The organism is Microcystis sp. M113S1 (assembly GCF_020246945.1).
GTDB lineage: Bacteria > Cyanobacteriota > Cyanobacteriia > Cyanobacteriales > Microcystaceae > Microcystis.
In genome coordinates this window covers 1-25,418 of the sequence record NZ_JADBSA010000436.1, presented here as the reverse complement: position 1 = coordinate 25,418, position 25,418 = coordinate 1, and the positions used below count along the sequence as shown (strand labels likewise).

Annotated in this window: 28 protein-coding genes; 19 read left to right on the top strand and 9 right to left on the bottom strand. The window is 42.9% G+C overall.

Annotated features, from left to right (window positions below; translation table 11 throughout):
- Positions 1-196: hypothetical protein (locus IM319_RS22250; protein WP_287736956.1), on the top strand; the 196-nt coding region annotated here is incomplete at its 5' end.
- Here the strand turns inward: IM319_RS22250 and IM319_RS22245 are convergent.
- Positions 193-387, bottom strand: a complete 195-nt coding sequence (locus IM319_RS22245; RefSeq protein WP_002738625.1) for a hypothetical protein — start codon at positions 385-387, stop codon at positions 193-195. The genes IM319_RS22250 and IM319_RS22245 overlap by 4 nt on opposite strands.
- A gap of 236 nt (positions 388-623) precedes the next feature.
- Here IM319_RS22245 and IM319_RS22240 point away from each other — a divergent pair, with 236 nt between their 5' ends.
- From IM319_RS22240 to IM319_RS22230, 3 genes are read left to right on the top strand one after another with little or no spacing between them, the layout of a single operon-like run.
- A complete protein-coding gene (locus tag IM319_RS22240; protein ID WP_287674818.1) occupies positions 624-1,199 on the top strand; it encodes a hypothetical protein in 576 nt (191 codons plus the stop codon).
- Position 1,200: 1 nt separating this feature from the next.
- A complete protein-coding gene (locus IM319_RS22235) occupies positions 1,201-2,880 on the top strand; it encodes a glycosyltransferase family 39 protein (protein ID WP_287736955.1) in 1,680 nt (559 codons plus the stop codon).
- An 11-nt stretch (positions 2,881-2,891) separates the two neighbouring features.
- Positions 2,892-3,101 carry a hypothetical protein gene (locus IM319_RS22230; protein ID WP_002739214.1) on the top strand — a complete coding sequence of 70 codons (210 nt, stop codon included), beginning with the start codon at positions 2,892-2,894 and terminating at the stop codon, positions 3,099-3,101.
- A gap of 199 nt (positions 3,102-3,300) precedes the next feature.
- Here IM319_RS22230 and IM319_RS22225 read toward each other — a convergent pair whose 3' ends face one another.
- From IM319_RS22225 to rpmH, 5 genes are all read right to left on the bottom strand, one after another.
- Positions 3,301-3,795 (bottom strand): protein jag, encoded by a 495-nt coding sequence (locus IM319_RS22225; protein WP_287736954.1) that lies wholly within the window; start codon positions 3,793-3,795, stop codon positions 3,301-3,303.
- Positions 3,795-4,943 (bottom strand): membrane protein insertase YidC, encoded by a 1,149-nt coding sequence (yidC, locus tag IM319_RS22220; protein ID WP_287078584.1) that lies wholly within the window; start codon positions 4,941-4,943, stop codon positions 3,795-3,797. Before yidC ends, IM319_RS22225 begins: the two co-directional genes overlap by 1 nt.
- Before the next feature lie 84 nt (positions 4,944-5,027).
- On the bottom strand, positions 5,028-5,423 hold the full coding sequence (locus IM319_RS22215) for a PH domain-containing protein (RefSeq protein WP_002797763.1): 396 nt from the start codon (positions 5,421-5,423) through the stop codon (positions 5,028-5,030).
- Complete coding sequence (gene rnpA / locus IM319_RS22210; RefSeq protein WP_287684832.1) at positions 5,413-5,775, bottom strand: ribonuclease P protein component; 363 nt, start codon at positions 5,773-5,775, stop codon at positions 5,413-5,415. The genes IM319_RS22215 and rnpA overlap by 11 nt, the downstream gene beginning before the upstream one ends.
- A gap of 26 nt (positions 5,776-5,801) precedes the next feature.
- Positions 5,802-5,939: a 50S ribosomal protein L34 gene (gene rpmH, locus IM319_RS22205; protein WP_002739276.1), complete on the bottom strand. Its 138-nt coding sequence runs from the start codon at positions 5,937-5,939 to the stop codon at positions 5,802-5,804.
- Between the two features lie 511 nt (positions 5,940-6,450).
- Here rpmH and IM319_RS22200 point away from each other — a divergent pair.
- Both IM319_RS22200 and IM319_RS22195 read left to right on the top strand, forming a co-directional pair.
- Positions 6,451-8,415, top strand: coding sequence for an amylo-alpha-1,6-glucosidase (locus IM319_RS22200; protein WP_287736953.1), 1,965 nt, complete (start codon positions 6,451-6,453; stop codon positions 8,413-8,415).
- Between the two features lie 93 nt (positions 8,416-8,508).
- The gene (locus IM319_RS22195; protein ID WP_287736952.1) at positions 8,509-9,168 is read left to right on the top strand and encodes an HAD-IA family hydrolase; all 660 of its coding nucleotides are present in this window, start codon (positions 8,509-8,511) and stop codon (positions 9,166-9,168) included.
- 218 nt (positions 9,169-9,386) lie between these two features.
- On the opposite strand, the gene grpE is transcribed toward IM319_RS22195, so the two are convergent.
- Positions 9,387-10,109 carry a nucleotide exchange factor GrpE gene (gene grpE, locus IM319_RS22190; protein WP_287736951.1) on the bottom strand — a complete coding sequence of 241 codons (723 nt, stop codon included), beginning with the start codon at positions 10,107-10,109 and terminating at the stop codon, positions 9,387-9,389.
- 243 nt (positions 10,110-10,352) lie between these two features.
- Between grpE and IM319_RS22185 the strand changes: the two genes are divergently transcribed.
- The 4 genes from IM319_RS22185 (at position 10,353) to IM319_RS22170 (ending at position 15,613) form a co-directional block, all read left to right on the top strand.
- On the top strand, positions 10,353-12,368 hold the full coding sequence (locus IM319_RS22185; RefSeq protein WP_287736950.1) for a GspE/PulE family protein: 2,016 nt from the start codon (positions 10,353-10,355) through the stop codon (positions 12,366-12,368).
- 152 nt (positions 12,369-12,520) lie between these two features.
- Positions 12,521-13,621, top strand: coding sequence for a type IV pilus twitching motility protein PilT (locus IM319_RS22180; protein WP_287736949.1), 1,101 nt, complete (start codon positions 12,521-12,523; stop codon positions 13,619-13,621).
- Between the two features lie 173 nt (positions 13,622-13,794).
- Positions 13,795-15,009, top strand: a complete 1,215-nt coding sequence (locus tag IM319_RS22175) for a type II secretion system F family protein (RefSeq protein ID WP_287736948.1) — start codon at positions 13,795-13,797, stop codon at positions 15,007-15,009.
- Between the two features lie 67 nt (positions 15,010-15,076).
- The gene (locus IM319_RS22170) at positions 15,077-15,613 is read left to right on the top strand and encodes a hypothetical protein (protein ID WP_287736947.1); all 537 of its coding nucleotides are present in this window, start codon (positions 15,077-15,079) and stop codon (positions 15,611-15,613) included.
- Positions 15,614-15,655: 42 nt separating this feature from the next.
- Here the strand turns inward: IM319_RS22170 and IM319_RS22165 are convergent, their stop codons facing one another.
- On the bottom strand, positions 15,656-18,226 hold the full coding sequence (locus IM319_RS22165) for a TIGR03960 family B12-binding radical SAM protein (protein ID WP_287736946.1): 2,571 nt from the start codon (positions 18,224-18,226) through the stop codon (positions 15,656-15,658).
- 281 nt (positions 18,227-18,507) lie between these two features.
- Between IM319_RS22165 and IM319_RS22160 the strand changes: the two genes are divergently transcribed.
- The 6 genes from IM319_RS22160 to IM319_RS22135 all read left to right on the top strand — a co-directional run bounded on the left by IM319_RS22160 (position 18,508) and on the right by IM319_RS22135 (position 23,104).
- The gene (locus tag IM319_RS22160; RefSeq protein ID WP_287685334.1) at positions 18,508-19,290 is read left to right on the top strand and encodes an ABC transporter ATP-binding protein; all 783 of its coding nucleotides are present in this window, start codon (positions 18,508-18,510) and stop codon (positions 19,288-19,290) included.
- A 46-nt stretch (positions 19,291-19,336) separates the two neighbouring features.
- Positions 19,337-20,671, top strand: a complete 1,335-nt coding sequence (locus tag IM319_RS22155; protein ID WP_287736945.1) for an MlaD family protein — start codon at positions 19,337-19,339, stop codon at positions 20,669-20,671.
- Between the two features lie 114 nt (positions 20,672-20,785).
- Positions 20,786-21,889, top strand: a complete 1,104-nt coding sequence (gene wecB, locus IM319_RS22150; protein WP_287736944.1) for a non-hydrolyzing UDP-N-acetylglucosamine 2-epimerase — start codon at positions 20,786-20,788, stop codon at positions 21,887-21,889.
- Between the two features lie 3 nt (positions 21,890-21,892).
- Positions 21,893-22,378 carry a crossover junction endodeoxyribonuclease RuvC gene (locus IM319_RS22145; protein ID WP_016514371.1) on the top strand — a complete coding sequence of 162 codons (486 nt, stop codon included), beginning with the start codon at positions 21,893-21,895 and terminating at the stop codon, positions 22,376-22,378.
- Positions 22,379-22,638: 260 nt separating this feature from the next.
- Complete coding sequence (locus IM319_RS22140; protein WP_286825748.1) at positions 22,639-22,890, top strand: hypothetical protein; 252 nt, start codon at positions 22,639-22,641, stop codon at positions 22,888-22,890.
- The gene (locus IM319_RS22135; RefSeq protein WP_286825747.1) at positions 22,877-23,104 is read left to right on the top strand and encodes a hypothetical protein; all 228 of its coding nucleotides are present in this window, start codon (positions 22,877-22,879) and stop codon (positions 23,102-23,104) included. Before IM319_RS22140 ends, IM319_RS22135 begins: the two co-directional genes overlap by 14 nt.
- Before the next feature lie 36 nt (positions 23,105-23,140).
- On the opposite strand, the gene IM319_RS22130 is transcribed toward IM319_RS22135, so the two are convergent.
- Positions 23,141-23,671: a hypothetical protein gene (locus IM319_RS22130; RefSeq protein WP_287736943.1), complete on the bottom strand. Its 531-nt coding sequence runs from the start codon at positions 23,669-23,671 to the stop codon at positions 23,141-23,143.
- Between the two features lie 285 nt (positions 23,672-23,956).
- On the opposite strand from IM319_RS22130, the gene IM319_RS22125 reads away from it, so the two are divergent.
- From IM319_RS22125 to IM319_RS22115, 3 genes are all read left to right on the top strand, one after another.
- Positions 23,957-24,328, top strand: a complete 372-nt coding sequence (locus tag IM319_RS22125; protein WP_287736942.1) for a DUF433 domain-containing protein — start codon at positions 23,957-23,959, stop codon at positions 24,326-24,328.
- Positions 24,328-24,720: a DUF5615 family PIN-like protein gene (locus IM319_RS22120; protein WP_287078129.1), complete on the top strand. Its 393-nt coding sequence runs from the start codon at positions 24,328-24,330 to the stop codon at positions 24,718-24,720. Before IM319_RS22125 ends, IM319_RS22120 begins: the two co-directional genes overlap by 1 nt.
- Positions 24,721-24,957: 237 nt before the next feature.
- Positions 24,958-25,266, top strand: coding sequence for a nucleotidyltransferase family protein (locus IM319_RS22115; protein WP_287078125.1), 309 nt, complete (start codon positions 24,958-24,960; stop codon positions 25,264-25,266).
- Positions 25,267-25,418 lie beyond the last annotated feature (152 nt).

Below are 25,418 nucleotides of genomic sequence, written 5' to 3'. Positions count from 1 at the left end.
TCAGTTATCAGTTATCAGTTATCAGTTATCAGTTATCAGTTATCAGTTATCAGTTATCAGTTATCAGTTATCAGTTATCAGTTATCAGTTATCAGTTATCAGTTATCAGTTATCAGTTCACTGTTTACTGATCACTGAAAAAACTTCCCACTCCCCCACACCTTTTAAACAGGATTTAGAGTCAGAGGTAAATTAACGCATATTATTGACCGCACCACTAACCAAACCAGCGCTAACATAGCGACCATAACCATCAAGACGGTTTTGTTGAGCGATTCGAGAGGGATTATTGACGAGATCGGCAACCCCCACACCCATCATCACCACGGAGATAACTGCGATTAAGTAGTTACGGACAAAAGTTGGATTTTGGTGGCTGACTAACATGGTTGTTACCTCTCTTTCCTGTCGATAACCTTAGAATACGAGAGGGTTTGGGGTGATGTCAGTCCCATAATTCCGGGTGACAGAAGTGGAAAAAAGTGGAATCCACAGACAAGCTATGATTTTTTGTCGATTAGAATCGGTAAATAGGGAATCGGGAACAGGAAAAGGGCAATATTCGTCGTCAATCTGGTTAAATAATCAGTAAATCAGCTAAAAACTGACATATTCTCCAGAATATGACCTTAGAAACAGCGATTATGACCATAAAATTTCTCTGTCCTTTAGTTTTAGGATTATCTATTGTTATTATTGACAATGGGCAATATCTCAGAGCAGAAACGGTAACTTTGAGCGCCAGTCAACGGCAACAGCTGCGATCGCTAGATGCTAAGATTATTTTACCTAACTATATCCCCCCCGGATTTCGGGCCAGCGAGATTAAAATCCTCGCAGAAGAGGGGAAAGGATACGCAGTCCTCTTTGAAAATGCCGAGAATAGCTGTTTTTTGGTGGAAGGAATCGAAAACGCCAGGGGCGATGATGGTTTAGAATTAGAGGGAACCCTAGCGCTCAATTCCCCACTATTTGGAGAAGGATACTGGCTCAATTATGGTACACCCCAAGACTCGGAATTAAAGCAACAATTCCCTGAACCTGATTTGTATTCCGATTGGATGAAAATGGGAGAATATTTTTATCGTCTCAGTGGGGCATTAATTGCCCGGGAGGAGTATGATTATCCTAATTGCCGTCAAGATATTTCACCATCGGAAGCGGTTAAAATAATCGAATCTTTCGGAGATAACAATTAAATTGAATTTATCTACAGTCATTTCTGATCTACAACAAAAAAGCAAGGAGCGGTTAGCTTGGTCTGATTTTTGCTGGTTAGGATTAGTAATAATTTTGGGACTGGTTATTAGGTTAACACAATTAACTAGCAAACCTCCCTGGACGGATGAATTTGCCACTATGGTTTTTAGTATTGGCAATAATTACCAGATAGTGCCGTTAAATCAGATAATTTCCCTCGCCACTTTATTCGCACCTCTCCAGAGCAACCATCAGGCAACTATTGCCGATGTAATTAAATTAGTTATTCAGGAGGACAATCATCCACCTTTATATTTTATTCTCGCCTATCTCTGGAATAAATTATTCTTTGATCGGGGAGAATATGTATCTTTAGAAGCGATGCGATCGCTGGCAGTATTTTGGGGAGTTATTTCGATTCCTTTAATTTATTTTATCAGTAAATTGGTCTTTAAATCAGGCTCGATCGCTTTTCTAGCGGCGATTTTAATGGCGGTTTCTCCCTATGGGGTTTTTATCTCCCAAGAAGCGCGCCATTATACTTTAGCGGTTGTATTTGTCCTCATATCTTTAGGCTGTTTTCTGAGGGCAAGCGGCCAAATTATCCACCATAAAAGAATATCCCATACTTTGGTTTTTTTCTGGTTAATTGTCAACTGTCTAGGGTTATTAGTCCACTATTTTTTTAGTTTAACTATCCTAGCGGAAGCAATAACTTTATTATTGATTTTATTCAATCAAATCAAACAAAAAAACTTTTGGATAACTAATTGGTGGCGTTTAAGTTTAGTTTTTTTAGGTAACTTGAGCTTTATTATTATTTGGTTGATCACGGTTGTACCCAAAGATTATGGCAATCAGATGACCGGTTGGATTCAGAGAGAAAATGATAGTTTTTTAGCAGTAATTAGCCCCTTTTTTCAATTGCTGGGAACATTAATTACTATGCTTTCTCTGCTCCCCGTTGAATCAGAATCTTTAATAATTATCTTGATTTCTGGGGCAATAATGATCGGGTTTTTTCTCTGGATTATCCCACAATTAAAAACAGCGTGGCTAGACTCCTATAAACCAGAATTAGGCATTCTCTCAGCATTTTTTCTCAGTTCAATTGCTATTTTCTTTGTCATCACCTATCTGCTCTCGGTCGATATTACCCGGGGAGCTAGATATAGTTTTGTTTACTTTCCCTCGGTAATTTTAATTCTAGCAATTTTATTAGACAATTGTTGGCAAAGGCAGCAGCAAAAAATCGTAATTATTGTAATTATCATGGCTTTAATTAGTTCCCTAAGTGTTACTTTTAATTTAGGCTATCGTAAATATTATCGCCCGGATAAATTAGTTACCACTATCGAAAATAATAGCCGTTATCCCTTAGTAATTGCCACTAGCTATAGGAGTTTGGTGCAGGTGGGAGAAATGATGGGAATTGCTTGGGAATTTAACCAAAGATTTCCCGATAAAAACCCTAAGTTTATCTTAGTTAACTCAGGACAAAAGCCAAATTTTAATCTGCCATCTTCTCCCCCTTTTGAATTATGGTTAATTAATTTCCATTCTTCAATAGATCGCTCGGACTGTCAACTCTCAGAGTTATCCTCCAATTATGTAACAGGTTATGAATATCAAAAGTTTCTCTGTGGGCGATCGATGGATTATAATAATAAAGTTAAGTAGGGCTATTAACTATGATTATTTGGGTAAATGAACAGATTGACCCCTGCGGTTTAGTACAAGCTTGTATTGCCTGTCAAGATGAACAAGCAGCAAAAGATTGTCATCAAAGTTGGTTAACCAGTCTTACGGATGAACAAAAACAAGCGGGGTGGGTAGCAGTTTTAAGAACCGTAGAATCTTGGGATGATGTACCTGTAAATGCTCTGAAGTTAAGTTATTAACTATAACTAGGGTTTGCGGCAAAAAGTTTTTCGTGGGAAGTGGGAAGTGGGGACAAGGGAGCGGGTTTTTAAAGTTGGATGGGGAGTTAATCGCACTATTAAAAACATCAATCGATGACAAAAACTTGGCTGGCAGAGCTTTTAGAGCAAAAACAGGCGAAAAAACGCAAGAGGGCAGGTTTTACCCCACCCTTTGATCTTATTTTAAACGAATCACTAACCGGCGATCAGGTTCCACGCCGCGACTTTCCGTGGTTAAATCGTTTTCTTCCTGAAAAAAGGCATGAATTTGGCGACGTTCCGCCGAAGATAGGGCTTTTAATTCTATTTCCTGCCCTGTTTGCCGCACTTGCGTCGCCGCTTGATTCACCCAGTCGAAAAGTTCTGCCTGTCTTTGTTGACGATAGCCATTGATTTCGACAATATAGAACTGATGTTCTGCCGCCTCGACACCAATATTCAGAATCGTATTAGCTAGGGATTGAATCGCATCTAGTCCCTCACCCCTGTTAGAGAGGAGAAGTTCCACTTGTTGGGGACTCAATTGACTACTATCAATAATCAACCAACAGGAGGAAGGTCCAGTTCCCAATTCCTGCACACCAATCTGGACATCTGCGGACATGGCCATCAACTTTAGCAGTTTTTCCAGCCATTGTTTAGCTTTCTCGCTATTTTGCTCCCATATACTCATTACGATGTTTTTTCCTTTTTCTTGCTAGAACGTTTTTCAAAGGGGAGAGCATCGCGGGATTTTTCCGTTTTTTCCTGTTGCGCTACCAATTTTTGCAGGTTTTCCGGTAAAGGTTCCCGCATCAAAATCACCGTTTGAATAGTTTGGAAGATGTTCGCGGTTAAGATATACATCAATACCCCCGCCGGTAAGGGGAAAAACAGGAACATCATACTAAAAATTATCGGGGTGATTTTATTCACCGTTTGCTGTTGTTGGGCTGCCCCCCCCGAAGGCGCGCCGGCACCGGATAACTCTTGGTTAACATAGATACTAATGCCGAAAGCGATCACCATCGCCAAAATATCCCAGTGAATTTCACCATTCGCACCGGTTGCCCCAATTCTTCCCAGGGCCTCAATAAAGAGAAAACCCGTATTAGCGGCAATCCCCGGCACGATAACTTTAATACTGGCATCTCCGGGGGCTAAAGCGACGATGGAACCGTCTTCATTAACTTGCAGCAGTTCTTGCCCTTTAAGCACCTCGTAGGTGGGTTTTAGGTTATTTTCGGGTACTTCCGTGGCTAATTGGCTTAAAGACTTGCCCTGGTCGTTTTGGAGGTCGATTTTTACCTGTTCTCCCGGGGCGATTTTATTGCCTTGGGGTAAAAAAGCGGTGATGGGATAGTGGAGAGATTCGTCAATATAGACGTTTTGGGGTTTGGTGGCATAGGGTTGCCGCTGCACGAGGGCGATTTGTTCCCTTGGCAGCACTTGTAAATCGACGGTATAGTTAATGTCCGAGAAGGGGGAACCCCGCAGAGTGGCAAATAAAGCCAAAAGAATCGGCATTTGTAATAACAGGGGTAAACAACCCGCTAGGGGATTGCCCAACTCCTGCATTAATTTGCCCATTTCCTCCTGTTGTTTTTGGGGGTCATTTTTGTAGCGTTGTTGAATTTCTGCCTGTCTTTCCTTCATCAAGGGTTGAGTGATGCGCATTTTTCTCATATTGCGAATCTGGCCGGCGCTGAGGGGAAAGACGGCAAATCTGACCACCAGCGTTAAAGCAATGATGGCGAAACCGTAACTATGCACAATCCGAAAGAAAAAATCTAGGATTGGCAACATGATATTTGTGGAAATAAATCCGACTCCAAAATCCATGGGTTTAATCTATGCCTTCTCGTTTAATAGGGGTTCACTTTGACAAATCTAATTTATCGAATCTCGGCGATCGATTATTTTGTTTTATTGACTGATGATCGATTCTAGGGGACGACCGGTTTTATCGGCGACTCTTTCGGCAATATAGTCATGAATTTCGCGGAATTTCGGCATCGAGCGCATTTCTAAACGACTTCTATCCTTGAGAGTTACGACAATATCCCCCCAAAGACCAATTCCTCTCGGCATTTTCGCCACTTTTGCCACTTCTGAATAGATAATATCTGTGCGATCGCGTCCCATCCAACCCCCAGTGATCGAAATCCGCCGATCGGTTATCTTATATCTTAACCAGATTGCCCGCACCACTGCCCCAACGGTCAAAGGTAAACAAATCACCGTAAATCCTAGCAAGATATTAATGATTAGGTCGCCGATGTGCGGACCGCCTTCATAAAAAGTTTCTTCTTTAATGCCCATGAATTATATTGGCCTTCACTAACAACTGCTTTAATTCTCGCAAAAAATGTTCATAATTGCACTCGATCGCCTCGGGACGGATAATGATTATCCCTCGCCATCCTGTCGCTATTTCTGGCAATAACTGCCGAATTACCGCTCGCATTTGCCGTTTTAGTCGATTACGAACCACCGCTTTTTTACTAACTTTCTTGCTAATCGAGATGCCAAAACGACTGGGAAGAGGCTTATCCTGGCCAGAATCCTCTAAACTAATTAAGGTTAAGTGGGAACCGTGATAACGCCTCCCTTTTCCATAGACAGCTTGAAAATCCTGTCGATGTTTTAAGCGATGAACTTGGGGTAGTCCCACGAAAATTAGTCGGTTCCCAGAATAACCTAAACACTTAAACGATAGCGCCCTCTTTTCCGACGAGCTTTAATCACTTTACGTCCGTTGACGCTACGCATTCTCGCTCTAAATCCGGAAGTGCGCTTCTGTTTGCGCGTGGTTCCTTCTAAAGTACGTTTACTCACTGCCGATTTTCCCCCTTAAGATAGAGTTAGTCTTTGACACTCTCGCCGTCAAGCTAGGCTGTGACGGGAGATTCTTGCTTCTACTCCTCTTAACTAGACACAATCCGAAGACTATGCCCCCGTCAGACCGAATCCACAAGCATTTTAGTTTAACGTCTACCGACTGCCCGGCGGCGGACGGATCTGAATTTTATTTGTGGGCAGAATTGACCTTAGCCGTTAAGCTTTTATCCTGCTTGACCCGTCACCATTACATTTTCAAGGGCGATATTTGTTCCGAGGTACAAAGGATCGGGAGGTCAGTCCCCGTGATACTTTACGCGCTTTACCGCTTTCCGTATTCTAGCGAAATCCCTCGAAATTGGAAACGCTACCGCGTTAGTTTCATTTTGGTCGCGATTGATCTCCCGTTAAGCAAGGGCGGCTCTAACGGGAGTCCTCTCGCGACCTTGAGATAGATATAAACACACAATTTTTTATTATAACAAAATTACTAGGAATTTGGAAGCCCATGGTCAAGCTCCGTTTCGGTCGGGATATCTGTAATTGTCTTCCGGTGGCTGAAAAGCGCGAATGGTTAGTCACTAATGGTATCGGTGGTTTTGCTGCGGGAACCGTGGCCGGATTGCTAACTCGCTGTTATCATGGCCTCTTGATCGCTGCTTTGGCTCCACCGACGAAAAGAACGCTTCTTGTGCCTAAAATCGATGAATCGGTACAATATAACCAGAAAATTTATCATCTGGCCAGCAATCGCTGGTTAGGTGCTACGATCGAACCGCAAGGCTATATTAATATCGAAAGTTTTCATCTGGAAGGGACAATTCCCGTCTGGACTTTTATCTGTGGGGATGCCTTACTAGAAAAGCGTATCTGGATGGAAGCGGGAGAAAATACCACCTATACTCGCTATACCTACCTTCGCGGCAATTCTCCTTTAACCCTGAATCTGACTGCTTTTGTCAATTATCGTGATTTTCACGGCAATACCCAGGGGTTTAACTGGCAAATGGCTATTAGTCTCCTGGAAAAAGGAGTAAGAGTGATTGCCTATGACAATGCTGTACCTTTTTATCTATTAATCAGTCAAGGGGAGGTTTTTCCCGCTAATATCTGGTATTATCGCTTTGATTTGGCCGTGGAACGTTATCGTGGTTTAATCGATCGGGAAAATCATCTCCATGCTGCTAGTTTTTCGGCTACTCTTAAAGTGGGAGAATCGGTGACAATTGCCGCTAGTACCCGTCCCGATCCGAATTTAGACGGTCAATCTTCTCTAGAGTCTCGCTATCGCTACGAGAATAGTCTGATTAATCCCCAGCAGCCGGAATGGATTCAACAACTTACCCTCGCTGCCGACCAGTTTATCGTTAGTCGTCCTCTCCCCGATCAACCGGAGGGCAAAACGATGATCGCGGGTTATCCTTGGTTTGGTGATTGGGGTCGCGATACGATGATCTCCCTAAGAGGATTAACTTTGACTACAGGCAGACCTGCGATCGCCCGTCAGATTTTACTAACCTTTTCCCGTTATCTAGACCGGGGTTTATTGCCGAATTTACTACCCGATGGGGGAGAAACGCCCGAATATAACGCTGTCGATGCTATTCTTTGGTATTTTGAAGCCATTCGTTCCTATTTTAACCAAAGCCAAGATTTTGAGTTTCTCAAAACTATTTATCCCGCTTTAACGGAAGTGATCGCTTGGTTTCGTCGCGGCACTCGCTACAATATTCACCTAGATGACGATGGTTTGATCTATGCTGGGGAAGCGGGAGTACAGTTAACTTGGATGGATGCCAAAGTTGATGATCTGGTGATTACTCCCCGCATCGGCAAACCCGTAGAAATTAATGCTCTTTGGTTCAATGCCCTCAAAATAATGGTTCAATTTGCCCATTATTTGGGCATGGATGCCACTGATTACGAAAAAATGAAAAAAATAACCTTAAAAGGTTTCTCTCGCTTCTGGGACGATTCTCTGGGGTATTGTTACGATGTTTTGGATACGGATAAGGGTAATGATGCCAGTTTACGACCGAATCAACTTTTTGCCGTGTCTTTGTCGGTGGAGGAGTTATTAAATTCCCCACAGAAAAAGGCTATTGTCGATATTTGTGCTTTAAAATTGTTGACTTCTCGCGGTTTGCGATCGCTAGATGCCGATCATCCTGATTACCGTGGCGTTTACAGTGGCGATCGCTTAAAAAGAGATAGTGCCTACCATCAGGGGACAGTCTGGGGATGGTTATTAGGGGCATTTATCGAGGCCCATCTGAAAGTCTATCGCGATCCCATTCTAGCTGAGAGTTTTTTAACACCGATGATCGACCATCTTCGGGATAGCTGTATCGGTAATTTAAGTGAAATTTTCGATGGCAATGCCCCTTTTACCCCTAGGGGTGCTTTTGCCCAAGCATGGACAGTGGCAGAGGTATTAAGGGTTTGGCAAGTGATCCGAGAATTTCGGCCATAATCCTTTAAATTGAGCAATTGTTTAGGTGTGTTAGGCCACCTAAAGGGCCGACCCTAAAAACCTGAGAACGAACCATTCATAGACAAAACTCTCATGCAGAAACCGCAAGTTATTTTTCTCGATGCTGTGGGTACTCTTTTTGGAGTAAAAGGCAGTGTCGGAGCAATTTATAGCCAAATAGCGGCGGATTTTGGGGTAGAGGTGGCGGCCGAGAGTCTAGAACAATCTTTCTTGGCTATTTTCCCCACTTCTCCCCCTCTCGCTTTTCCTAACGTTGAACCTGCACAAATTCCTGAGTTAGAGTATCAGTGGTGGCGATCGTTGACTGGGGCAGTTTTTAATAATTTAGGTTATCTGGCACGATTTCCCGATTTTGAGGCTTTTTTTGGCCAACTTTATCGTCATTTTGCCACGGCCGAGCCTTGGGTGCTGTACGAGGATGTCATTCCCGCTTTAAGACTCTGGCAGCTTCAGGGGATCGAGTTGGGCATTATTTCTAATTTTGATAGTCGTATCTACCAAGTTTTGGCAGAATTAGGCTTAGAATATTTTTTTCGATCGATCACGATTTCTTCCCATGCGGGAGTCGCTAAACCCGATCCGGAAATTTTTCAAATCGCCCTGCAAAAACATGATTGTTCCCCCGCACAAGCTTGGCATATTGGCGATAGTAAAAAAGAGGATTACCAAGGAGCAAAAACCTTGGGTATAGAAGCGTTTTTAATTAAAAGATCAATAGGGTTGGCTGAATAAATCTAAAAACCTTGTTGGATAATATCTTTGGCTCTTATGGGTAAAATCCTACACCCCACACCCCAAACGCCACACCCTGGCCCCACGAAAAACTTTTTGCCGCAAACCCTAGGTCAAGAGAGAAAAGGTCTTTCAGTGGGAATAGGGGATAGGGAGGGAATACAGACCCTACCAGCTAAATACCTAACCCTCGAAACGGTTTAATCCCGATCGGGATTTTAGGCCGATTCCTGCGATGGAATGGAAGTAGATTCTGACTGATCGGCGTTAGTATCCGCCGCTTTGGGGGCGGCCACTTTTACCAAAGCATGACGCAAAACATCTTCTCCGAGAGTGTATCCTCGCACTAACTGCTCGACCACCGTGCCTTCGGGATGTTCATCGGTGTACTCCCGCATCATCGCTTCGTGGTAGGTGGGATCAAAGGGTTGACCTTCCGGACGCATAGGGGAAACGCCCAAACGCTTGAGACTTTCTACTAAGGTTTTATAGACTCCTTGGTAACTCTTGTGAATACCCATCTCGCCATCATTAGCCGGTTTAATTTGAGTACGTGCGCGCTCAAAATTATCCACCACGCCAAGAATTTCCATCAGGGTTTTGCCCTTGATTTTTGTTTCCAGTTCCTCTTTTTCCTTGGCTGTGCGTTTGCGAAAATTGTCGAAATCGGCCGCTAGAGTGATATAGCGTTTCTTGTAGGCATCAACCTGTTGGGTTTGTTCCTCTAAATCCTGTTTGAGATTGTCGATTTCCTCTTGTAGAGCATCGATATTCATTCCGCCTAGAAGGGAAAATTCCTCGCTAGAGGCTGCCTGGTTCGTCACCGTTTTGGCTTCATCGGTGACACTGGCTTCCGATTCGGTTGTAAGGGATTCAGGGGAATTAGGAAAGGATTCTTGGTTTTCGTCGAAAATTGCTGAGTTATTCGGTTCTGCACTCATAGTATACAATTTTAGTGGGTAATTTGGCAATATATGACCATTCACTGCTAATTTTGGTCTTTAAGTACCAGCTAATAATCAAGGTTTAACCTTTAATGTAACATTTTTTTGTGGACAAGATGCGTAACTGGATATAAGCGACCCCGATAGATAATCGGTGATCTAGAAAAATTTTTGCTAGAATGCAATTTTCTCAGTAAAATTGGGAACATTTAAGGGTAGTGGAGAGGTTAAGAATCGTCTATGACATTTTCTTCCAAGAAAACCCGTGCCGTTGCCCTACGCAATTACTTTTCCCCCTTTGGTAACAAGTTGGTGCAGTCGGGATATATCGGTGCCGACCAGATGCAACAGGCCCTAGTGGAAACACGGAAATCGGGACGATCGCTAGTAGAAATATTACAACAACTAACCGGGCACCCTTTGCCCCTGGATTTACAGCGACAGTATAAGAAAAACCAGTTATTTGAACTAAAAATTCTCTACGGAGTCCAATCGCTCGACCCCGAATTAACCGATGTGGATGGACTGGAAATAGCCCGATTGATCGATTCTTTGATTCCGATCGATCTTTGTCGTCGCTATCGTCTCATCCCCCTGCGAAAGATCGAAGGGGAGCCGGCTGCGATTTCGATAGCCATGGTCGATCCCGACAACCTCGAGGCTTCCGACGATATTAATCGTATCCTCCGCCCCAGGGATTTAGGTTTACAGCGTTTGGTGATTACCAGCGAAGATTATGAAAGATTACTGGAAAAATTCCACTCGGCTCAATCGGAACTAGAACTGGAAAAAAGCCGACTGCAAAAAGAAAAAGAACTGGAAAAACTCTCGGATCTCACCGATATTGTCGGCAATATTGATGTGGCCTCCGGGGGTGCTAACGATGAAGTGGCCGATGATCTCGGAGAAGGGGAAGCTAATCAAGCTCCCGTCATCAACCTGGTCAATAAAATTCTAGCTAAAGCCCTACGGGAAGGGAGTTCCGATATTCACATCGAACCCCAAGAAGAATTCCTGAAAATTCGCTTTCGCAAAGATGGAGTTCTTCATCAAGCTTTTGAGCCACTGCCGAAAAAAATTACCCCGGCGGTAACTGCCCGTTTTAAAATCATGGCCGATCTCGATATCGCCGAACGTCGTCTTCCCCAAGATGGTAAAATTCGGCGGATGTATCAAGGGCGGAAAGTGGATTTTCGGGTTAATACCCTGCCGAGTCGCTACGGGGAAAAAGTCTGTTTACGGATTCTCGACAACTCGGCTACCCAGTTGGGTTTAGATAAACTAATCACCGACCAAAAGACCCTGCAAATCGTCCGAGACATGGCTAGTCGTCCCTTTGGTCTGTTGCTGGTGACAGGACCGACTGGTTCAGGGAAATCCACCAGTTTATACTCGGTGTTAGCGGAAAGAAATCACCCTGGAGTTAATATTAGTACCGCCGAAGACCCGATCGAGTATTCTCTACCAGGCATCACCCAGGTGCAGGTAATTCGGGAGAAAGGCATGGATTTCGCCTCGATTCTGCGGGCATTCATGCGACAAGACCCGGATATTATTCTGGTGGGAGAAACTAGGGACAAGGAAACGGCTAAAACAGCGATCGAGGCGGCCTTAACTGGTCACTTGGTCCTAACTACCCTACACACCAACGATGCCGCAGGTGCGATCGCTCGTCTCGATGAGATGGGGGTTGAACCGTTTATGATTTCTGGTTCTCTCTTGGGAGTCTTGGCCCAGCGTCTCATGCGGCGCGTCTGTACCGAGTGTCGAGTCACCTATCACCCCACCCAAGAGGAATTAGCCCGTTTTGGTCTTTCCGCCGCCAATGAACGGGAAGTGACCTTTTATAAGGCTAATACCCTAACCCTAGAGGAAATTCAACAGGCGCGAAAACAGGGTAATCTTTGTCCCAAATGTGGTGGCAGCGGTTATAAAGGTCGCGTCGGGGTCTATGAGGTAATGCAAAATAGTGAACGACTACAGCAGTTAATTAACCAAGGGGCAACCACTGACCGCATTAAGGAGACGGCCGTCGATGAGGGCATGGTGACACTCCTAGCCTACAGTTTAAATCTGGTGCGCGAGGGTTACACCACCCTGGAAGAAGTGGAACGGGTGACATTTACCGATTCTGGTCTGGAAGCGGAACTAAAAGCCAAACGGAAAAGCGGTTTAATCTGTCGTGGTTGTCGCGCCGAACTACAACCAGAATGGCTCGATTGTCCCTATTGTATGACACCGCGATTTAGTGACTAAGACAGTTTTTCAGTTATCAGTTATGAGATTTGAGTTTTAAGTAAGGAGTATTAAGTGAGTAGTTTTAAATAGCACTTTCCTAATGTCTTTTCACTGTTCACTGGTTACTGGTTACTGTTCACTGATTTTACCTTATAGATGGGGTTTAACTTATGGAATTAATGATCGAAGATTTAATGGAACAATTGGTCGAGATGGGCGGTTCCGATATGCACATTCAGTCTGGGGCGCCGGTCTATTTTCGCATTAGTGGCAAACTGTCCCCGATTAATGAAGAATCTTTAACCCCGCAAGATTGTCAGAAATTGATTTTTAGTATGCTCAATAATACCCAAAGAAAAGAGTTAGAGCAGAATTGGGAATTAGACTGTTCTTATGGGGTGAAAGGATTAGCAAGATTTAGGGTCAATGTTTATAAAGAAAGGGGAGCTTATGCAGCTTGTTTACGGGCTTTGTCCTCTAAAATTCCTAACTTTGAACAATTAAATTTACCTAGAGTAGTACGGGAGTTATCGGAAAGACCGAGGGGATTAATTCTCGTAACTGGTCAAACAGGTTCAGGTAAAACTACCACTTTAGCGGCAATTTTAGACTTAATTAATCGGACTAGGGCTGAACATATTTTAACTGTAGAAGACCCAATTGAATACGTTTTTCCTAATGTAAAAAGTCTGTTTCACCAACGACAAAAAGGAGAAGATACCAAGAGTTTTGCTAACGCTTTAAAAGCATCTTTACGGGAAGATCCTGATATTATCCTTGTGGGAGAAATGCGGGATTTAGATACAATTAGTTTGGCAATCACGGCGGCAGAAACCGGTCACTTAGTCTTCGGCACCTTACACACTAGCTCGGCAGCGGGAACAGTGGATCGGATTATTGACGTTTTTCCTGCTAACCAACAGGCACAAATTCGCGCCATGTTATCCAATTCTTTACTAGCAGTTTTTAGTCAAAACCTAGTCAAGAAAAAAAATCCTAAACCTGGGGAATTTGGTCGGGCAATGGTACAGGAAATCATGGTGGTAACTCCAGCGATCGCTAACCTAATTCGGGAAGGAAAAGCCCCCCAAGTCTATTCAGCAATTCAAACGGGAATGAAGTTAGGAATGCAAACCATGGAACAGGGATTAGCTAATTTAGTTGTTAGGGGTGTTGTCTCTTTGGAAGAGGCCATTTCTAAAAGCGGTAAACCCGATGAATTACAGCGTCTTATCGCTGGGGCCAGCACTAACGCTAAAGCCCGGATTTAATCACAAATAGTAACCTTTAAGCGTTCGTCAGCCCCTATCAGTTATCAGTGAACAGTAACCAGTAATCAGTGAAAAGAAAGTACCGAAGTTTTCACTTAACACTATCTACCCACTTAAAACTCCAATCTGATAACTGATAACTGATAACTGATAACTGATAACTGATTTGTCCTATGCCTAATTTTGTCGCACAAGTTAAAAACGGCTCTGGAAAAGTTTTCCAAGAGAAAGTTGAGGCCATGTCTCCCGAACAGGCCCGGACGATGCTGAAGGCAAAATATGCCGCCGTCGGTAAGGTCAAAAAAGTGGGGGGAGAGATCGATCTTTCCGGTTTAGAGTTAATGTTTGCCAGCATTTCCATCAAAGATAAAGCGGTTTTTTCCCGTCAATTTTCGGTAATGATTAATGCTGGTGTGGCGATTGTGAGATGTTTGGGAGTTTTGGGGGATCAATGCGGTAATCCCAAGATGAAAAAAGCCCTACAAGCGATTAGCGCTGAGGTACAGCAAGGGAGTCCGTTATCGGAAGCGATGGCCAAACATCCCGAATGTTTTGATGAACTTTATGTCAGTATGGTCGAAGCTGGAGAGACTGGGGGGGTACTCGATGAAGTGCTGAACCGTCTCTCGAAACTTTTGGAAGATATGGCCCGCTTGAAAAACCAGATTAAATCAGCGATGACCTATCCGGTAGCGGTGGGAATTTTGGCGGTAATTGTGTTTTTCGGGATGACAATTTTTTTAATTCCCGTGTTTGCGAAAATTTTCACCGATTTAAACGTGCCACTACCAGCTTTAACGCAATTTATGCTCTTTTTAAGTGGTGTGATGCGTAGTTGGTTGATTTTAATTCCGATTGTCACCATTCCTGCCACGGTTTTTTTACTGCGTCGCTATTACAAAACCCCGATGGGTCGTCTGCAAATTGACCAGTTTTTCCTTAAAATGCCTCTTTTTGGTGATTTGAATGAAAAATCGGCTGTGGCTAGATTTTGCCGGGTTTTTGGGACTCTGACCCGTTCTGGTGTCCCGATTTTAAGTTCCCTCGACATCGTTTGTAATACGGTGGGTAATCAGGTAATTGCCAATGCGATCGCTGGTGCCAAGGCGGAAATTCAGCAGGGGGGAATGATGAGTTTGGCCCTACAAAAAGCCAATGTTTTCCCAGCTTTGGCAATTCAAATGATTAGTATTGGGGAGGAAACGGGAGAATTAGATGCCATGATGATGAAAGTAGCGGATTTCTACGAAGATGAGGTGGAACAGGCCGTTAAAGCTTTAACCAGTATCATTGAACCCTTGATGATGGTTGGTATTGCGGGGATGGTGGGAACTATTCTTTTGTCTATGTATCTGCCCATGTTTAAAATCTTCGACGCGTTGGGATAAGTTGATCAGTAGCTGGAAATCAGCAAGATTTTAATTTTCATCTCCTTTTATTTGATTGGGTGAATCTGTGTCTTACGAAACTTTATTAGCGGAATATAGCTGTCGTCAGGGGGCGATCGAATTATTGCGACAATATCGCCCTTATTTAGAGTTAATTCCTAGTATGCGTCGTCCTGAAGAGAGTTTAATTACTATTCCCTTGCCCTTGGTCAGAATTCGTCCATCTTCTGCCCTTGAATCTAGAAAGACGGTACAATTAGCCTGTGATTTGGCTATTCTGATGTGTGATCCGGAATGGAAAATTAAATTAGGTTCAGAAATCCTGATTTTTATCCATCGTCCGGGGGAAGATTTTTCTGATTTGTTGAAACGCTGGCGCGAAACACAAATATGTTTAGATAAAGAATATGAATGGTTAATGCCCCCCAGAGAACAACATATGTTTAGTGAAGGTGCAGAAACAATTCATCCTTTATTTGTGGTTTTTGATCAAACACCTGAGAGGATTAAAAAAGGCTTAAAAGGGTCTTTTTTACCGATGGTTGTTCAAAGTTATCGGCCGGCTTTGATTGATGATTCCTTAGAATTAGTCGATCAAGATTAGTTGACTCTCTGGGGTTAGTATAAAGGGAACACTTTACGATGGTTAAGCCCCTAAAATCAAGCGCTGACGATGAAAATTAAGCAGCGAAATTTCCTGTCCAGAAACCCTTTCTAACATCTCGACGATATGATCGGGCTGCAGTAAAGTGCCATCATTGCGACAACTGCCCACATAGCACAAAACGGCTTCCTTGTCAACAGTTTTTAACTCTAATTCATATAATTGTTCTCGCAGATTAATTGTGACTTTTTTGCCGGATTTGGTGGTTTTTTCCCGTTCCATCACCGTTGCTTGCTTAATTGCCTCGATCCAATTTTGCCATTGTTGGCAGTCAATTCCCTCACTATTAAAAGTGAGCAAATACTCGGCTTTTTCTAACAAACGGGTGGCAGCGGGGGCATTTAAGGGAATTTCTTCCACCTGATAAACTGGTAAATCTGCGGGTAATTGTGCGCTTAATTGCTGTTTAAACCTCTCTAAATCCATTACTTTTGTCAATTCAAAATCGACAATCTCACCGCTACTGGTTGCTCCCAAGGATAAGGCATTGGCGATCGAAATGCGCGGACCAGGGTGAAATCCACCGGTAAAGGAAATGGGAATAGCAGCGCGACGGACGACGCGATCAAATAAACGCACGAGATCCAAGTGGCTAACTAGGGCCATTTCGCCAATTTTGCCAAACCAAACCCGAATTCTTTGAGCGCGTTCTTGATTGGGTTGAAAATGTCCGGCAAAAGCGGGAATCGGAGGCGCTTCAATGACGATATTATGGCCAAAATCGAGGCTACAAACGCCACAATGGGAACAACCTTCAAAAGAACAATCGGGGACTGTTGCCGCGTCTAGGGCGCGTTTTAAGTCCTCCTGGAGCCATTTTTTATCGATACCGGTATCCAGATGATCCCAGGGCAAAGGACGCTCTAAAATATCTTTGTCTGCATCGGCAAAAATATGCCATTCTCCCTGTTCTATCTGACGATATTTCCAAGTTAAACCGGATTCTTCGATCGCCTGTGACCATGCTTGATAGGCTTTTTCTGTATTATCCCACCAAGCATCCATCCCGGCTCCCAATTGCCAAGCGCGCAGCACCACTTTACCTAAACTTCTGTCACCGCGACCGATAAAATCTTCCATAGCCGAGATGCGGACATCGGTATAATTGACTTTTACCCCTCTCATGCCTTGGAATTCCTGTCTTAATAACTCCTGTTTGCGGATAAATTCGGCCGTCGAGACGGAATGCCACTGGAAGGGGGTATGGGGTTTGGGGGTAAAATTAGAGATAGTTAGGGTAAAATCGAGGGGTTTCCGCTTCGGTAAACGACATTCCCGACGCAACCAACGCAGGGTTTCCGCGATACCAATTACATCGACATCGGTTTCCCCTGGCAAACCGATCATAAAATAGAGTTTAACCTTATCCCAACCCTGTTCGACGGCAGTTTTTATCCCTCTGAGTAATTCTTCGTTGGTTAACCCTTTGTTAATCACATCGCGCATTCGTTGGGTTCCCGCTTCCGGTGCAAAGGTTAAACCTGATTGACGATTGCCCCCAATTATGTTAGCAATATTTTCGTCAAAGCGATCGACTCTTTGACTGGGTAACGATAGAGAGATATTCTCATTCTGGAGACGGTTTTTAATCTCCATACCCACAGCAGGTAACGCTAGATAATCGGAGCAACTGAGAGATAATAAGGAAAATTCGTTATATCCCGTCGCTCGCATTCCTTTTTCAATCGATTCGATTACTGCTTCCGGTTGCACATCCCGCGCAGGACGGGTTAACATCCCCGGTTGACAGAAACGACATCCCCTAGTGCAACCGCGACGAATTTCCACCACCAGGCGATCGTGAACCGTTTCCACGAAGGGAACTAAACCGATAGAATAGGCTGGGATAGGAGTGGCTACCCGGCGTAAAATTCTTTTCGGTACATCGTCACGATTGGGGATAACTGCACCCACTGGGGTGACATGGTAGAAACGCGGGACATATACCCCCGGAATTTGGGCTAAATCTAGTAATAGTTCTTCTTTGCTTAGATTAGCTAGTTTACCTTCTTCTAAAATTAAACCGATTTCTGGCAATAATTCTTCGCCATCACCAAGGACGATAAAATCAAAAAAGTCGGCATAGGGTTCGGGGTTAGAGGTGGCAGTTTGTCCCCCAGCAAAAATTAGCGGATAGTTACCTGAGTCTCTTTCTCTCCAAGTTAAGGGAATTGCCGCTAAGTCGAGCATTTCTAAAATATTGGTAGCTCCTAGCTCGTAACTGAGACTAAAACCCAGAATATCAAAATCTGTGAGGAAGCGACGGGATTCTAGGGCAAATAAGGGGGTTTTTGTCTGTTTGAGTTTTTGGGCTAAATCCGCTGCGGGTAAATAAGTGCGATCGCAGAGTTGGCGGGGTTGTGCATTGAGGATATTGTAGAGGATAATATGGCCGAGGTTAGATGCCCCCACTTCGTACACTTCCGGATAGGTTAGCACCCAACGAACCACAGCACTTGTCCATTCTTTATGTTTAGCACCTAACTCGTTGCCCAAATAACGCGCTGGTCGAAAAATGTCGGGGGTGAGTAGTTGGTCTAAAGCAATAGTCACGGCAATCTACCTCAGATATCGTCAGCAATGGGTGCTTTTCTACTATAGCAGCCAGAATCGAGTCAGTATTCTCCGAGTCAGGAGAGAGGAGACAGGAGACAGGGTGATAGGGTTTTGGGGTGATAGGGTGATGAGACAACTTCCCCACTTCCCCACTTCCCCACTTCCCCACTTCCCCACTTCCCCACTTCCCCACTTCCCCATCCCCCCACACCCGACACCCCACCCCCCACTTCCCCACTTCCCTAAAATTCCAGAGGTCAAAGGATAATTAAGCGACGATGAAAGAGCCGTTAATTGAATTGAGAGGAGTATCGAAAAGATTCGGGGATAATGTTATTCTCGACGGTTTAGATTTAACCATTTATCGAGGGGAGGCCCTGGTAATTATCGGGCCATCGGGAACGGGAAAATCAACGGTTTTACGGTTAATTGCGGGATTAACGGGGATAAATGCCGGAGAAATTCGTATTAAAGGTCAATTGCGTCAGGGATTGCTAGAAGATGGTCGGGAAGCGATGCGAACTTCCTTAGTTTTTCAACAAACGGCCCTGTTTGATTCTCTCACCGTCGGGGAAAATGTCGGTTTTTATCTTTATGAACAAACTAATTTAAAAAAAGCCAGAATTAGGGAATTAGTGGAAAAAAGCCTAGAAATGGTCGGTTTACAGGGAATTAGTGACCTTTATCCCTCGGAACTATCGGGGGGAATGCGTAAACGGGTGGCTTTTGCCCGCGCTATTATCACTAATCCCGATAATCAGGCCGATAATCCCGAATTACTGCTGTATGATGAACCTACCGCTGGATTAGACCCGATAGCTTCCACAATTATCGAGGATCTAGTGCGGACTCTCCATGAAAAATCAGGGTCTGCGAACACTTATGTGATGGTTTCTCACCAACAAAGTACCATCCGACGCACCGCCGATCGAGTAGTATTTCTCTATCAGGGAAAAGTGCAATGGCAGGGATTAGTGGCAGATATAGATCGTACCGATCATCCCATGATCCGGCAATTTTTTAGCGCCAGCATTGAAGGCCCGATTAGGACAATCGTTTAAGCTAGATTAAGCTAAATTAAGAACTATCGAGAATGAGAGAAAAATCATGCAGAGTTCGCGAGCTTTACGGGAAGGAAGACTAGGTTTGTTTGCCCTAGGCGGATTATTAGTCTTTGGGGCGCTCGCTATCTGGGTTCGCGGGGGGGGATTTGGTCAAAGAACTTATCAATTAATCTTCGAGTTTGCCGACGTGGAAGGGTTACAAGTCGGGGCGCCAGTGCGTTTTCGCGGGGTGAGAGTGGGAAGAATTACGAGTTTTATCCCAGGGAGTAATCAAGTGGAGGTTATTGCCGAGATAGCTTCTGCTAATTTAGTTATGCCTAGGAAGGTAACTGTTACTACCAATCTTTCCGGATTAATTGGGGAGGCAGCCATCGATATCACTCCCTTAGTTTCTTTAAGTGCTGAGGCCAAAAATCTCGACCCTCTGAGTCCCGACTGTGATCAACAGTTAATTCTCTGTAATAATACTCGTTTACAGGGGACAACAGGAACACAATTAATGTCTAGTGTTGGTCGTTTAGTGGATACTTTTACCAGTCCTGAATTTGTGGGTAATCTCAATGATGTCACCAAAAATACCGCTATAGCGGCTCAAAAAATCGCCCGTTTATCCGATGATACCTCCCAGACTATCCGTAATGCCCAAAGAGAAATCTCTCGTCTATCTTTGGAATTAGCTACCACCAGTCGCTCGGTCACTAATACGGCTAATAATGCCTCCCGTTTTGTCAATACTTTAGATAATACCGTTCAGGAAAATCGCAGTCAAATCAGCAGGACTTTTCAACAATCTTCCCTATTAGTCGCTAATCTCAATGCTGTTCTTAGCGAAAATCGCGGACAAATTGTTAATACTCTCGATAATATTAATCAAGCTAGTTTAGGTATTGGTAGTCTCGCTAATAATCTCAATAATACCGCCCTGAGGTTGAATGCAGGTTTAGATGAAATTGATACTAAACAAGTCATGCAAAATATCGAGACTATTTTGAATAATGCGGTGGAAACATCGAATAATTTACGAGAAATTACTAAAACTATTAACGATCCTGCTACAATTGTCGTACTGCAAAAAACTCTCGAATCCGCTAGGGTGACTTTTGAAAATACTCAAAAAATCACCTCCGATATCGATGAGTTAATTGGTGATCCCCAATTTCGCGAGAATTTAAGACGTTTAATTGATGGCTTAAGTAATCTGCTTTCTTCCGGGGAAGAATTAGAATATAATTTGCGTATCGCTCAAACTTTGGATACCATGACTCAAGAGTTAGCTAAACAAAAAGTTTTGACTATCGCTCGACCTTCTTTAAATCCTAAGCAAATGCAACTCTATCCCCAATTTATCGTTCAACAACCTCAAACGAGTGAAAAATGACAAAACAGCACAATTCAAGCGATTTTCAGTGATCAGTAAACAGTAATTGGTGAACTGATAACTGATAACTGATAACTGATAACTGATAACTGATAACTGATAACTGATAATAATATGTTGAAATCAATTTGTATTACTCTTGGAACTCGTCCCGAAGCGATTAAATTAGCTCCCGTTATTCGTACTTTTCAAGAATCGGAACAGTTTCAAACCCATGTAATTCTGACGGGACAGCATAAAGAAATGGTAGCGCAGGTGATGGAATTATTTGCTTTAAAAGCAGATGAAAATCTGGATATTATGCAAACCCATCAAACTTTAACTGATATTACTTGCCGCAGTTTACGGGGTTTAGAAACGGTTTTTGAGCGTATAAAACCAGATTTAATTATTGTACAAGGTGATACTACTACGGCTTTTGCTGCTGCTTTAGCGGCTTTTTATCAACAAATTCCTATCGCCCATGTGGAGGCAGGATTAAGAACTAATGATATCTATAATCCCTATCCCGAAGAAGCTAATCGTCGCCTAATTTCTCAACTGACTACCCTGCATTTTGCTCCCACTACTTTAGCCGTGGAAAATTTACAAAAATCCGGGGTGACAGGAAATATTCACCACACCGGCAATACGGTTATTGATGCTTTATTAACCGTAGCCAAAACCGCCCCAGAATGTCAAATTGCGGGCTTAAATTGGTCAGATTATCGGGTTTTATTAGCCACGGTTCACCGCCGGGAAAATTGGGGCGAACCCTTACAGGATATTATCAAAGGATTTACTTTGTTGTTAGAAAAATATGCCGATACAGCCCTATTATTGCCCCTCCATCGCAATCCCACCGTCCGAGAACCAATACAGTCCGCTTTGGGCAATCATCCCAGGGTATTTTTAACTGAACCTCTCGATTATGCCGAGTTAGTGGGGGCGATTCAACGCTGTTATTTATTATTAACGGATTCCGGCGGCATTCAAGAAGAAGCCCCTAGTTTAGGAAAACCGGTTTTAGTATTGCGAGAAACCACGGAAAGACCGGAAGCAGTACAAGCGGGAACAGCGAAATTAATTGGTACTAATCCAGAGCAGATTTTAGCAGAAGCGGGAGAATTATTAGGGGATAAAATCGCCTATAATCGTATGGCTAATGCCATTAATCCTTTTGGAGATGGACAAGCATCCCAAAGAATCCTCCAAATCGTCCAAGATTTTTTGGCTTAATCTATGACTACTTGGTTGGGTATCGACCCCGGATTAGCGATTGTCGGTTGGGCTATTCTCCGGGATAATAGTGAGTTAATGCCGATTTTAGTCGATTACGGCACGATCGAAACTTCTAAAAATCTTTCTACTGCCCAGCGTTTGATCGAAATTGAACGGGATTTAAAGGAGTTAATCGCAGAATATAAACCGGGAGAAATTGCCGTGGAAATGCCCTTTTTTAACCGGCAAATCAAGGCAGCCGGTGGAGTCCTGCAAGCTTTAGGAATTATCAATCTAGTTAGCTGTCGCGATGGGGGAATTGAACCGATTTTCCTCCATCAAGCTAGTTGGAAATGTCATCTCGGCCATGGTAAGGCCACTAAAGCTGAGGTGGCCGAACAAATTAAGTATTTATTCGGATTGACAAAAATGCCTATTAATGATGCTGTAGATGCTATAGCGATCGCCTATGCCGCTTTCAGTGGCGTTCGCAATCAAATCTCTTGAAGTAATTTGACGCAATTGGTCAAAAAATTTAGCTGACAACTAAAAGCCATTTTTAAGCTTGGACTGTCTTAGTTCGATGGGACGGTTGAAGATAATAAGGCCTTCAAATATCTTTGATTAGCGTTGGGTTTCCTTCCTCAACCAAACCTACCATATCAGCGATCACACCAAAGGGTTTAAGTGTGGACATTGTGATAATTGTCATCGTCAATGCTAACAAAAATATGGTATAGTTCTTAAATGAGTATAAGTTTAAAATAATGAAAATAAAAGTTTCCGAAAAAAAGCGATCATCAAACGGAGTTAACCCTCAGTTAAAAGATATTGCCTATTCTATGGACGCACTGATTCCAGGCTTTTATATTTGGTTGGGTTCTTTTTGTTGGCGATTGGGGGGTAGTGATGCAGAAGAAAGTTATCCAGGAACAATACATAGTTTTGCTGGTATCAGCTTAGTTTTACCTGGTTATCAAATTTTTACAACCTATAAAGGGAGTTATGACCCTCGATAAGCATCAAATTGATGGTCTTTCTCCCATTTCATCTAAAATAATGCCAGCAGAAGTTTTTGAACAATTGATGTTCAATGCCGGTTATACCGTTGTTGGGTCTGCTCCAGCCAAGGGAAATAGAATTAAAGTTTGGTGGAATCATTCTAGTTTCCGTCGTGTTGAAGCAATTTATAGTGCCGATAGAAGTCTGGTTATTACGGCTTATTATCCATGAACCATGAGCTTTCTGTGACGAAAATATATTTATTGTTTACCCACAACTTACTGGTAATCCTAATCCCCAAGGAATGGGTTCCGAGGTATTGTCTAGTTGAGAGCATTTTTCTTTTATAGTTGTACCATCTTGTTGAATATAATAATTTATACTTATATCTGATTGCGATATCCAAAAACTTACTATAGCTGTATTGCCACAGTTTTTAACAATTTGGTTAGCCCAATTATTTAAAAGCTTTGGTGATGCGAAAATATTACTGATGGCAATTCCATTACTGGTAGTAGCACCTACATCATCGATTAGAACAACATCTAATACATCAGTTTTATTTGTTGAATTTCCTGTCCTATAACTATTAGCCGTTCCCTTAGAAACACTAAATTCAACTCTTCTAACCCCTTTAGAACGAATTTCTTGAAGAATTTTATCAACAGTAGCTTGACAGCCTAGCTTTGGTTCTGATTGTGCTTTAACCAAAGGATAGGAACCAGCAAAAAGCGTTAACAATCCTAATAAGGAACATAAGGAAGCACTTAAAAGATTTTGGGAGTTAAATAGTTTCATGGCTTTGTCCTCTGAGAAAACTTAATTAAAATCAAACATTTTTGTTAGCAGTTGAGTTGACGTTAAAAAAGTAACTGTTGGTTGTGTTGGGTTTCGCACATTAAGCCAACCTACACCCTGTTTCAGCTAAAATAGTACATTATGATTGTCATTGCGAGGGATAGCGAAGCAATCTAATTGCGAGATTTTCTCTTGCCTCATTTTAGCTGAAACAGTCCAGTATCCTGAATCTAGCTTGAGCTTTTGATCAGGTATCATGGAGTTAATCTTGTAGGAGCATTCGATATGACTCTGGCATCAGGTGGGCAAGCAACAATCATTCGTACAGAGCGTGGATTGACCATTTCAGGTACACGCATCACTCTTTATGACGTAATGGACTATCGGAAGGCTCAGTACCCATCCAAGCTGATCCGTGAAAAACTCGGTCTTAATGATGAGCAGATTCGTTTAGCCCTAGAATATATTGATACCCATCGCGCTGAGGTTGAAGCAGAATACCAAGAATGCCTGCAAACAGCCGCGGAGATTCGGCAATATTGGGAAGAGCGAAATCGTGAACGATTTGCCAAGATCGCGGCGATGCCCCCGAAGCCGGGTCAGGAAGCCCTTCGTGCCAAACTTCAAGCCTGGAAAGCCCGGATTGAAGCCGAATGATGAATTTCTTGATTGATTACAACTTAACAGGTGATGCTGTTTTATTCTGGGGAACTCTTTCGGCCGAAGGATGGCTTGACCTATTAACCATCCGCTTCTTCACCTTTCAGGAAGTTGGGTTGCCGATGGATAGTAGTGATCGCGTCGTTTGGCAATTTGCCCAAACCAACCAGATGATTTTGATTACAGCGAATCGGAATATGAAGGGAGACGATTCTCTAGAACAGACAATACGGGAAGAGAATACGCCAACTTCCTTACCAATTTTGACAATTGGGAATCCTGATCGATTTGATGAGGGCCGCTATCGGCAAAACTGTGCCACTCGTCTGATTGAGATTTTGCTTGATCTCGACAACTACATGGGAGTCGGTCGAATTTTTATTCCCTAAAGATCGCCATCTTCTAGTGGACTGTTTCAGCTAAAATAGTACATTATGATTGTCATTGCGAGCGATAGCGAAGCAATCTAATTGCGAGATTTTCTATTGCCTCATTTAGGTTGACGTTAAAAAAAGTAACTGTTGGTTGTGTTGGGTTTTGTTCTTCAACTACAAGAGCAGCGAACGCACTCATCAAAATTTAGGTTAATTTTTAAGTAATTTCGAGAATATTTCCTGGAGATTAAAATGACAACAAACAAATCTGATTTTGAACAAATCTTTGATGTTTTGAAAAGCTACCTAGAGAGTCTAAAGTTAAAATATCAAGTTAAAAGTTTAGGAGTTTTTGGTTCTTTTGTTAGGGGTGAAGCGACAGCTAATAGTGATCTAGATTTATTGGTAGAATTTAAAGGAGATGTAACTTTTGATAATTATATGGATTTAAAATTTTTACTTGAGGATTTATTTAAGCGCAAAATTGATTTAGTAATCAAGGAAGATATTAAACCCCAGATTCGAGAACGTATTTTAGAGGAAACGGTTTATGTCTCGTGATCTGAGGCTTTATGCTCATCCATATAATGATAACGATATTTTATTTTGGCTTTTACATCAGTATTTTTTACTTCAATAAAATCTAGACGATGATTGTTTTCAAAAATAATTGAAACACTAATATAACCTTGATTCGTATTGTAAATTTTTTT